Raw genomic sequence first — 9,423 nt, forward strand, 5'->3', positions numbered from 1 at the left:
GAGCGGACGGCCGAACGGACACCAGGAGGGAAGGGACGCCATGGCGCCCGTCACCCGGGAAGAGTGCGCGAAGCGCGACGCCGAGGACCCCCTGGCCGGGTTCCGCGGTGAGTTCCGCCTCCCCGAGGGGGTGGTCTACCTGGACGGCAACTCGCTGGGGGCGCTGCCCGCCGCGGTTCCCGGCCGGGTGGCCGACCTCGTCGAGCGCGAGTGGGGGCAGGGGCTGGTCTCCAGCTGGAACGACGCCGGGTGGTGGGACAAGCCGCGCACCCTGGGCGCCCTGCTCGCCCCGCTGCTGGGCGCCGCCGCCGACGAGGTGGTGGTCGGCGACGGCGTCTCGGCCAACATCTTCAAGCTCCTGGTCGCCGGGCTGCGCCTGAACCCCGGGCGCACCGTGCTGCTGGGCGAGGACGGCAACTTCCCCACCGACCTGTACGTCACCCAGGGCGCGGCGGAGATCACCGGCGCCACGGAGCGCCGGGCCCCCGCCCGCCCGGACGCCCTGGAGGAGGCGCTGTCCGGCGGCGACGTGGCCGTGCTGCTGCTCAGCCATGTGGACTACCGCACCGGAGAGCTCCGCGACATGGCCGCCATCACCGAGCTGGCGCACCGACACGGTGCCCTGGTCGTGTGGGACCTGTGCCACAGCGCGGGCGCCGTCCCCGTCGACCTGGACGGGTGCGGGGCCGACTTCGCCGTCGGCTGCACCTACAAGTACCTCAACGCCGGCCCGGGCGCCCCGGGCTTCGTCTACGCCGCCCGGCGCCACCAGCCGCACGTGCGCCAGCCGCTGAGCGGCTGGCACGGCCACGCGCGCCCGTTCGCCTTCGAGGCCGACTACCAGCCCGCCGACGGGGCGTCGCGGCTGCTCAGCGGCTCCCAGCCGCTGGTCGCCGACGCCGCCCTGGAGGCGAGCCTGGAGCTGTTCTCACGGGCGGACATGGCGCAGGTGCGGGCCAAGAGCCTGGCGCTGAGCGAACTGTTCATCTCCATCGCGGCGCCCGGCGGCACCGGGCCGGACGGACTGCGCCTGGTCACGCCCGCCGACCCAGAGCGGCGGGGCAGCCAGGTGTCGCTGGCGCACCCGCAGGGCTACCCGATCGTGCAGGCGCTGATCGCGCGCGGCGTCATCGGCGACTTCCGCGCCCCGGACGTGCTGCGCTTCGGGTTCACCCCGCTTTACCTGGGCTACACCGAGGTGTTCGACGCGGCGACGGCCCTGGTGGAGGTCGTCGAGACGGGGGAGTGGCGCGATCCCCGCTTCTCCCGGCGGTCCCAGGTGACCTGACCCGTCCGCGGGCGGACGGCCGCCGCCGGGCCCGTCCCCCGGTGTGACGAGGACCGCTTTTTTACCCGATCGAGATGTGAAAGCCCCTGCGGTGCGGGCGCTCCCGCCGCCGCAGGGGCTTCCCTGTGGCCTCATTGACCTGCGTTTTTACCGTGCACCCCATCGCATTTTACTTTTTCGTGGGTTACAGTCCTTCGTGACCGGTTCGTGACCTGCGGGTCGCCGACCGGTGCCCGTCCCGGCGCGCCCCGATGGCGTGCCGGGAAGAACGAGGCCCCCGATCTTCCGGGGACCGGGAGCGCCCGGCGCCTGAGCCGGCCTCCGCACGGCGGCGCCGCCCCCGCGGCGCTCGGGGTCCCAACCCCCGCAAAACGCCGGTCCCCGCCCACGCGACGCGACCGCACCCCGCGGGCCACTCGGCCTGCGCCCGGTCCGCATGCTCAGAATCCGCCGCGCCCTTGATCCGCCGTGCCCGGATTCACCCGTGCCTCGTTCGGTCCTGTCTCCGACCCCAGTGGGTTTCACTCAATGAGCTCTGACAGTCCGATCCAGTACGGCAAGGTGAAGTCCTCCTACTTCTGGGACGACGGCTCCGGCATCAACGGCGACACCGGCGCCCCCGCCTCCGGCGAGCCCATGCAGAAGGGCCTCGCGGCCAGCCCCAGCTGGCCCCTGGGCACCGAGGGCTACGTCCTCTACGAGGGCAAGAAGGCCGAGTTCTTCATCGGCGACCGCGGACCGGGCCACCCGGCCGAGAACTGCGACGTCCTGCTCGACCTGGACGGCAAGACCTTCGCCGAGCTGACCGGCGAGTCCTGGAACGACTCCAGCTACACCGTCTCCGGCGGCAACGGCCACATCGACGTCGAGTACGTCATCACCGAGTGGGGCGACGGCCACGGCACCGAAGGCGCCCCCCGCCCCATGAGCGGTTCGACCGTGTGCGACAGCGCGGTCTCCTCGATCCCCGACGACCTGCGCTCCGATGAGGAGAAGAAGGCCGACGAGGAGAAGAAGAAGGAGGAAGAGGCCGAGAAGAAGGAAGAGGAGGCGAAGAAGAAGGAGGAGGCCCAGAAGCAGGCCGAGGCCGAGGCCGCGAAGAAGAAGGCCGAGCAGACCGACGAGGAGCTCGCCGCCCACGGGGGCGACGGGACCGGGTCGGGCGGCACTGGGGCCCAGACCGCGGCCAACAGCATGAACGGCTTCACCCTGGCCGGCGCCGACCTGCCGCTCGCGGCCGGCGCGCTGACCCTGGCGGTGCTCCCCGCGCTCCTCATCGCGCTCTTCTTCGCCCGCCGCCCCGCGGCCTCCTACGCCTCCGCCGGCCGCAGCGGGCTGCTGTCCTCGGTCGCCTCCCGGCTGCCCGAGTCCTGGGCGGCCAAGGCCTCCGACCTCGGCACCCGGGTCAAGGACTCCGGCGCCGCGGCCAAGGCCTCCGACCTGGCCGCCAAGGCCGGGCGGGTGCGCGACGACGTGGTCGAGCGCCTGCGGTCCAAGGGCCGCCACGGCGCCTGAGGCCCCTCCCGCCCCCTCATGGCGGCGGGTTCCTGCTCCGTCCCTCCGGTGCAGGAACCCGCCGCTTCTCGTTTTCGGGGGGCGACCTCGGGGGCGGCGCCCTCACAGATCGCCGAGCAGCAGCTCCGGATCCTCCACGCAGTCGGCGACGAACCGCAGGAACCCGCCGGCGGTCCCGCCGTCGCACACCCGGTGGTCGAAGGCCAGGGTGAGCTCGGTGACCGGGCGCACCGCCAGGGCGCCGTCGACCACCCAGGGCCGCTCGATGATCCTGCCCATGCCCAGGATCGCCGCCTCGGGGTGGTTGATGATCGCCGCCGACCCGTCGACCCCGAACACCCCGTAGTTGTTCACAGTGAAGGTGCCCCCGGACATGTCCTCGGGGGACAGGGCGCCGTCGCGGGCCCGGTCCGAGGCCTCGGTGATCGCCGCCGAGACCTCGCGCGCGCTCATCGGCCCCGCGTCGCGCACCACCGGGACCACCAGGCCGCGCGGGGTCTGCGCGGCCACCCCCAGGTTGATCCGGGAGAAGCGCACCAGCTCCCCGCGCCCGGTGTCGACCTGGGAGTTGAGGTCGGGGAAGCGCCGCAGGCCCAGCGCGCAGAACCGGGCGAGCAGCCCCAGGAGGCTCACCGGCCTCTCGGGTGCGGCCGCGTTCAGGCGCCGCCGCAGCTCCACCAGCCCGGTGGCGTCCACGTCGACCCACACCGTGGCCTCGGGGATCTCCCGCCGCGAGCGGGACAGGTGCTCGGCCATGGCCGCGCGGGTGCCGCGCATCGCGATCCGCTCCTCGGGGCCGCGGGGCCCCTCGGCGGGCCCGGCCCCGCGCAGCGCGCGGGCCGCCGCCTCCACGTCGCGCCGCAGCACCAGCCCGCCCTCGCCGCTTCCGGCGATGCGCGCCACGTCCACCCCGCTCTCCCGCGCCAGTCGGCGCACCAGCGGGGAGACCACGGGCGGGACCCGGCCCGCCCGCGGTTCCGGGCCGGGGGACGGAGCGGCGGAGGGGGACCCCGTCGTCCCCCTGCGCCGCCGCCCCCGGCGGGACGGGGCCGCCCCGGTCCCGTACCCCACGAGGACCGCCCCCGAGCCCTGGCCGTGCTGCGCGGCGCCGTTGCCGCGCGGGCCGGACTCGGGCGGGGTGCGGGCCTCGGGGACGACGGTCCCCGGTTCGGTGAAGGCCTCCTCGTCACCGGGGCCGGGCGCGGGGCCCGGCGCGGGCGCGGAGTCCCCGGCCCCCTCCTCGGCGACGGTGACCAGCGGTGCGCCCACCGGGACGGCCTGCCCCGGCTCGGCGTGCAGCGCGGTGACCGTCCCCGCGAAGGGGCAGGGCACCTCCACCGCCGCCTTGGCGGTCTCCACCTCGGCCACCGGCTGGTCCACGGCCACGGTGTCGCCGACGGCGACCCGCCACTCCACCAGCTCGGCCTCGGTCAGCCCCTCGCCCAGGTCGGGCAGGGCGAACGCGCGCCCGCTCACCTGCGCGCTCATGCGCCCACCTCCGCCGGGGCCGGAGCGGGGGCCGGGGCCCCGGTCCAGGTGCGCTCCCACTGCAGCCGGTCGAAGGCGTCCAGGATGCGGTCCACCGACGGCAGGTGGTGCTCCTCCAGCCCCGGCGGCGGGTAGGGAACGTCCCGGCCGCACACCCGCAGCACCGGCGCCTCCAGGAAGTGGAAGCACTGCTCGGTGAGGCGGGCCGCCACCTCGGCGCCGTACCCGGCGAACCCGGAGGCCTCGTGCACCACCACCGCCCGCCCGGTGCGCCGCACCGAGGCGGCGGCCGTCGCGTCGTCGAAGGGGGACAGGCTGCGCAGGTCGACCACCTCCACCGAGGTGCCCTCCTCGGCGGCGGCCGCGGCGGCCTCCAGCGCCGTCTGGACCATCGGCCCGTAGGCCAGCAGGGTGACGTCGTCGCCGGACCGGCGCACTACCGCCCGGTCCATGGGGGCGGTCCGCACCGGCAGCACCGCCTCCTCCTTGGACCAGTAGCGCCGCTTGGGCTCCAGGAAGACCACGGGGTCGGGGGAGTCGATCGCCTCGCGCAGCATCGAGTAGCCGTCGGAGGGGGTGGCCGGGGTGACGACGCGCAGCCCGGGGGTGTGCGCCCAGTAGGCCTCGGAGGAGTCGGCGTGGTGCTCCACCGCGCCGATCCCGCCGCCGTAGGGGATCCGGATCACCAGCGGCAGCTCCAGGCGGCCGCGGGTGCGGTTGCGCATCTTCGCCACGTGCGAGACGACCTGCTCGAACGCCGGGTAGGCGAAGGCGTCGAACTGCATCTCCACGACCGGCCGCAGCCCGTACATGGCCATGCCCACCGCCGTGCCGACGATCCCGGCCTCGGCCAAGGGGGAGTCGAAGCAGCGCTCTTCGCCGAACTCGGCGGTGAGCCCGTCGGTCACGCGGAACACCCCGCCGAGCGGTCCCACGTCCTCGCCGTAGACGACCACCGCGTCGTCGGCGGCCAGCGCGTCGCGCAGGGCGCGGTTGAGCGCCTGCCCCAGAGAGACGGTCCCGGCCATGGCTCAGCCCTCCCCGATCTCGGCCAGCAGCTCCCGGCGCTGCCGCTCCAGCTGCTCCGGGACCGCGTGGTACACGTGCGCGAACATCTCCTCGGGCGCCCCCTCGTCCTCGCCGGAGTAGCGCTCCCGGACGGCGGCGGCCACGCTCTCGGCCTCCTTCTCGAACCCGGCCATCGCCGTGTCGTCCAGGGCGCCCTCCGAGCGCAGCAGCGCCTCCAGCCGGATGAGCGGGTCGCGCTCCTCCCAGTGGGCGCGCTCGGTGTCGTCCCGGTAGCGGCTCGGGTCGTCGGAGTTGGTGTGCGGGTCCATCCGGTAGGTGCGCGCCTCGATGAGCACCGGCCCGCCGCCCGCGCGCGCCGAGGCCAGTGCCTCGGAGACCGCGGCGTGCACGGCGGCGGCGTCGTTGCCGTCGATGTGCACCCCGGCCATCCCGTAGCCGACGGCCTTGTGCGCCAGGGTGGGGGCCGCGGACTGCTTGTGCAGCGGGACGCTGATCGCCCACTGGTTGTTCTGCACGAGGAAGACCACCGGGGCCTTCCAGACGGCGGCGAAGTTGAACGCCTCGTGCGCGTCCCCCTCGCTGGTGGCGCCGTCGCCCATCATCACCAGCGCCGCCGCGTCGTCGCCGGCCCGCCGCGCCGCCCAGGCCAGCCCCACCGCGTGCGGGGCGCTGGTGGCCAGCGGGGTGCACTGGGGGGCGCACCGGGTGCCCCGGGGGTCGTAGCCGCTGTGCCAGTCGCCCCGGAGCAGGGTGAGCACCTCGACCGGGTCCACGCCGCGCGCGACCAGGGCGACGCAGTCCCGGTAGGTGGGGAAGAGCCAGTCGCGCTCCGCCAGTGCCAGTGCGCCGCCCACCTGGCAGGCCTCCTGGCCGCGGGAGGAGGGGTACACGGCCAGCCGGCCCTGGCGGGCGAGCGCACCGGCCTGGCGGTCGAAGCGGCGGCCGATGAGCATGCCGCGCAGGAGGGACCGGAGGGTGCCCGGTTCGGGAGTGTCGTAGGCGCCCCCGGCGATCCTGCGGCCGGTCGGGTCGACCAGCCCGACGGGCTCCGCGGAGGGGAGCGGCGGAGCCGATCCGCGTGCGTCATCGCTGCGCTTCATGTCTTGAATATGTGCTTCGTCACCCCATACTGTCCATATCCGGCGGGCGACCGCGGACGAACGGACGCCGGGGGCCGCTCTCTCCGGCCGGACGTCCAGCCGGTCCACGATCTGGACGGTGTGAGGTGAGACACATGGCCGCGGCCCTCGACGACGTGGACCGGAGGATCATCGGCCTCCTGCGCGAGGACGGAAGGATGTCGATGCGCACCGTGGCCGAGCGGGCGCACATCTCGCGCGCCAACGCCTATGCGCGGCTGGACCGGCTCCGCAAGGAGGGGGTCGTCAAAGGGTTCACCGCGGTGGTCGACCCGGAGAAGTGCGGCTACGGGCTGGCGGCCTACGTCTCGGTCGGCATCCGCCAGGAGTCGTGGAAGTCGTTCCGCGACCACCTGCGGCAGATCCCGGAGGTGCACCACGCGGCGCTGGTGTCGGGGGACGTGGACCTGCTGCTGCTGGTACGGGTGGCCGACGCGGCGGCGCTGCGCACCTTCGTTCTGGAGCGGCTCCAGCGCATCCCGGAGGTGGTGAGCACCCGGACGCTGTTCGTGCTCGACGAGATCGACGTGGCTCCGGCGCTGTAGCTGAAGGAGGGGCGCCCCTGGCGGGGGCGCCCCGATCCTCCTGTCGCCGGACCCGCCTAACGGGTCACGTAGTAGCTCATGACCGGGAGGTTGGTGGAGGCGCCGGGGGAAACGGGGACGGGGGACGCTGCCAGGCACTTCGGGGCCGCGTTCACGTACACCAGGGAGTCGGTGGCGTTGGTGAACCGCTCCGTCGGCTCCTCCCCGAAGTCCGCGACCGTGTGGCAGCCCATGGCCGGGTTGTCGTGGTGGTAGGAGAAACCGTCGGGGAAGGACCAGAAGACCGGCCCCGTTGCCGCCGCGACGGGCGCCGCGACCGAGAGGGCGAGGGCGGTGGCCGCCGCCGTGGCGGCGGCTGCGGTGGTGATGCGCTTCATATCTGCTCCGATCACTGAGGGAAGTACAAGCCTCACTCGTGGTGTCCGCGGCGGGGCGGCGGGAAACCGTCGAACCCCCGGATCGGTGCTCCAGGTGCCGGGAGAGGGGGGAATTGATGTGCTTGGTCCCGGCGAGAAAACGATCCAACGGCGTCCGTGCGCGGTTCGATCGCCGATTCGGGGCCGGGCCTATCCCGACCTCCGGTGTCGGCCGTTTGACTTCAACTTAACGTGAAGTATGAGGGTGGCCGCATGGCGAACACACACGACGACGTTGTCCTCATGCACAACACCATGCGCATCCACGGCGGCCGCCTGGAGGCGTACCGGAGTGCGGTCGCCCGCGCCGTGGACTTCGTCCGGGAGCACGGACCGCAGCTCATGGTCGAGGTCTTCATCGACGAGGAACGGCTGATCGGCCACTCTTTCCAGCTGCACGCCGGATCCGACTCGATCCGCAGGCACATGGCGATGTCCGACCCCTACATCAAGGGCGTCATGGAGCACTGCGAGGTCGTGGACTTCCGGGTCTACGGGTCCGTGGACACCGACATTCTCGCGCTGCTCCCCCAGGGGGCGGCCGTCCTGCCGCGCTCCACCGGCTTCACCCGCTTCCCCGCGGACGCGGCGGGGGCCGCCGAGCGCGTCTGAACGCGCCCGAGAGCGCGCCCGGGGACCGGAGGCCGCCCGTCAGGCGAGTCCCGCGGGGTCCTCGGGCAGCGCCTCGTCCAGGGCCGGGGCCAGCGACCGCGCGAACGTGGCGGTCATGTGGTCGTCGTCGCCCATCACCAGCACGTTCCCCAGGACCGCCGGGCACCGCCCCTCCGGGCACAGGTGCCCGGTCAGGTCGACCGGGGCGACGTTGGGCGGCAGGCGGGCGCCCAGCTCCTCGACGGGGGAGCGCGGCGCCAGCGTGGCGTCCCGGTCGACCGCGCAGCCCCGGCGCCCCCGGGCGTCGACGCACTCGGGGGCGTCGAAGTCCAGGCGGGGGGTGTCCCGCACCGCGATCACCCCCACGCCCAGTCCGGCCATCTCCTCCCAGCGGTCCAGGTAGCCGGCGGGAACGCGCTCGGCCCCGCCCCGGCCGGCCCACGCGCTGCGGGTGCCGTTGACGAACACCGCGTCCGGCGGCGCGCCGCGCAGCTCCGCGAGGGCCTGCCGCTTCCACTCCTCGCAGGAGGCGGCGGCCTCCCCGCCGCCGGGCCGCCGCCCGGTGCCGAACGCGCACCCGTTCTTGGTCATCACCTCGATGCGCCACCCGCGGGCCTCGGCCACCTCCAGCATCGCCGGGAACCACTGGCCCACGTGCGAGTCGCCCACCATCGCCACCGTGCGCCCGGCCGACTCGGGGCCGAACGCGCACACCACCAGCTCGGGGTCGGTGAGCTCGGCGTTGCAGCCGTTGGTGTGCGTCAGCCACGGGTCCACCGGGTCGGTCAGATCCGGGTAGACCGGCAGCTCCGGCAGGGACGCGGCCAGCCGCGCGTCGTCCACGACCCGGGCGCCGGGGTAGGCGCCGACGTCCTCGGCCTGCCCCGCCAGGCGCTCCCGCTCGGCCTCCAGGCGGGACAGCCACAGCGGGGCGGCCACCAGCACCGGCACCAGGAAGGCCGCCCCCGCGGCCGCGACCGTCCCCGGCCCCGGACGGGCGGGCAGCCGCCGCAGCACCCCGCCCTCCAGGAGGCGCTCGGTGCCCGCCGCGAGCGCGTAGGACACCGCCAGCACCAGGGCGCCGCCCGCCGCCCCGGCCTGCTCCCGCCCGGTCACGGCCAGGAAGAACACCAGCACCGGCCAGTGCCACAGGTAGAAGGGGTAGGCCAGCGCCCCCAGCCGCCGCAGCGGCGCCGTGTCGAGCAGCAGGCCCGCGCCCCGCCGCGGCCGCCCGCCTGCGCCCGCCGCGACCACCAGCGCCGCCGCCAGCACCGGCCACAGGGCGATCCATCCGGGGAACATGCGGGCCGCATCGAGGGCGATCCCGCAGGCCGCCAGCGCCGCCACCCCGGTCCAGCCCGCGGCGGCCCGCAGCCGCACCGGCAGGGGGA

Annotated in this window: 9 protein-coding genes; 4 read left to right on the forward strand and 5 right to left on the reverse strand. The window is 74.7% G+C overall.

What is annotated here, in order from left to right; all coding sequences use genetic code 11:
* Positions 1-40: 40 nt before the first annotated feature.
* Both kynU and D450_RS0119380 read left to right on the forward strand, forming a co-directional pair.
* Positions 41-1,288 carry a kynureninase gene (gene kynU / locus D450_RS0119375; protein ID WP_017540314.1) on the forward strand — a complete coding sequence of 416 codons (1,248 nt, stop codon included), beginning with the start codon at positions 41-43 and terminating at the stop codon, positions 1,286-1,288.
* A 528-nt stretch (positions 1,289-1,816) separates the two neighbouring features.
* A complete protein-coding gene (locus D450_RS0119380) occupies positions 1,817-2,803 on the forward strand; it encodes a hypothetical protein (RefSeq protein ID WP_026128653.1) in 987 nt (328 codons plus the stop codon).
* A gap of 102 nt (positions 2,804-2,905) precedes the next feature.
* On the opposite strand, the gene D450_RS0119385 is transcribed toward D450_RS0119380, so the two are convergent.
* From D450_RS0119385 to pdhA, 3 genes are read right to left on the reverse strand one after another with little or no spacing between them, the layout of a single operon-like run.
* Complete coding sequence (locus D450_RS0119385; protein ID WP_017540316.1) at positions 2,906-4,351, reverse strand: dihydrolipoamide acetyltransferase family protein; 1,446 nt, start codon at positions 4,349-4,351, stop codon at positions 2,906-2,908.
* Complete coding sequence (locus tag D450_RS0119390; protein ID WP_017540317.1) at positions 4,288-5,319, reverse strand: alpha-ketoacid dehydrogenase subunit beta; 1,032 nt, start codon at positions 5,317-5,319, stop codon at positions 4,288-4,290. Before D450_RS0119390 ends, D450_RS0119385 begins: the two co-directional genes overlap by 64 nt.
* A 3-nt stretch (positions 5,320-5,322) precedes the next feature.
* Entirely contained in the window at positions 5,323-6,420 is a 1,098-nt protein-coding gene (gene pdhA, locus D450_RS0119395; RefSeq protein WP_017540318.1) for a pyruvate dehydrogenase (acetyl-transferring) E1 component subunit alpha, read from the reverse strand.
* Between the two features lie 134 nt (positions 6,421-6,554).
* On the opposite strand from pdhA, the gene D450_RS0119400 reads away from it, so the two are divergent.
* Positions 6,555-7,004, forward strand: a complete 450-nt coding sequence (locus D450_RS0119400) for an Lrp/AsnC family transcriptional regulator (protein WP_017540319.1) — start codon at positions 6,555-6,557, stop codon at positions 7,002-7,004.
* A 56-nt stretch (positions 7,005-7,060) separates the two neighbouring features.
* Here D450_RS0119400 and D450_RS0119405 read toward each other — a convergent pair whose 3' ends face one another.
* Positions 7,061-7,396, reverse strand: a complete 336-nt coding sequence (locus D450_RS0119405) for a hypothetical protein (RefSeq protein ID WP_241483216.1) — start codon at positions 7,394-7,396, stop codon at positions 7,061-7,063.
* 237 nt (positions 7,397-7,633) lie between these two features.
* On the opposite strand from D450_RS0119405, the gene D450_RS0119410 reads away from it, so the two are divergent.
* Positions 7,634-8,032: a hypothetical protein gene (locus D450_RS0119410; RefSeq protein WP_017540321.1), complete on the forward strand. Its 399-nt coding sequence runs from the start codon at positions 7,634-7,636 to the stop codon at positions 8,030-8,032.
* A gap of 39 nt (positions 8,033-8,071) precedes the next feature.
* On the opposite strand, the gene D450_RS30640 is transcribed toward D450_RS0119410, so the two are convergent.
* On the reverse strand, positions 8,072-9,423 hold a 1,352-nt coding region (locus tag D450_RS30640), incomplete at its 5' end, for an acyltransferase family protein (protein WP_017540322.1).

This window comes from Nocardiopsis halophila DSM 44494 (assembly GCF_000341245.1).
Lineage (GTDB): Bacteria > Actinomycetota > Actinomycetes > Streptosporangiales > Streptosporangiaceae > Nocardiopsis_A > Nocardiopsis_A halophila.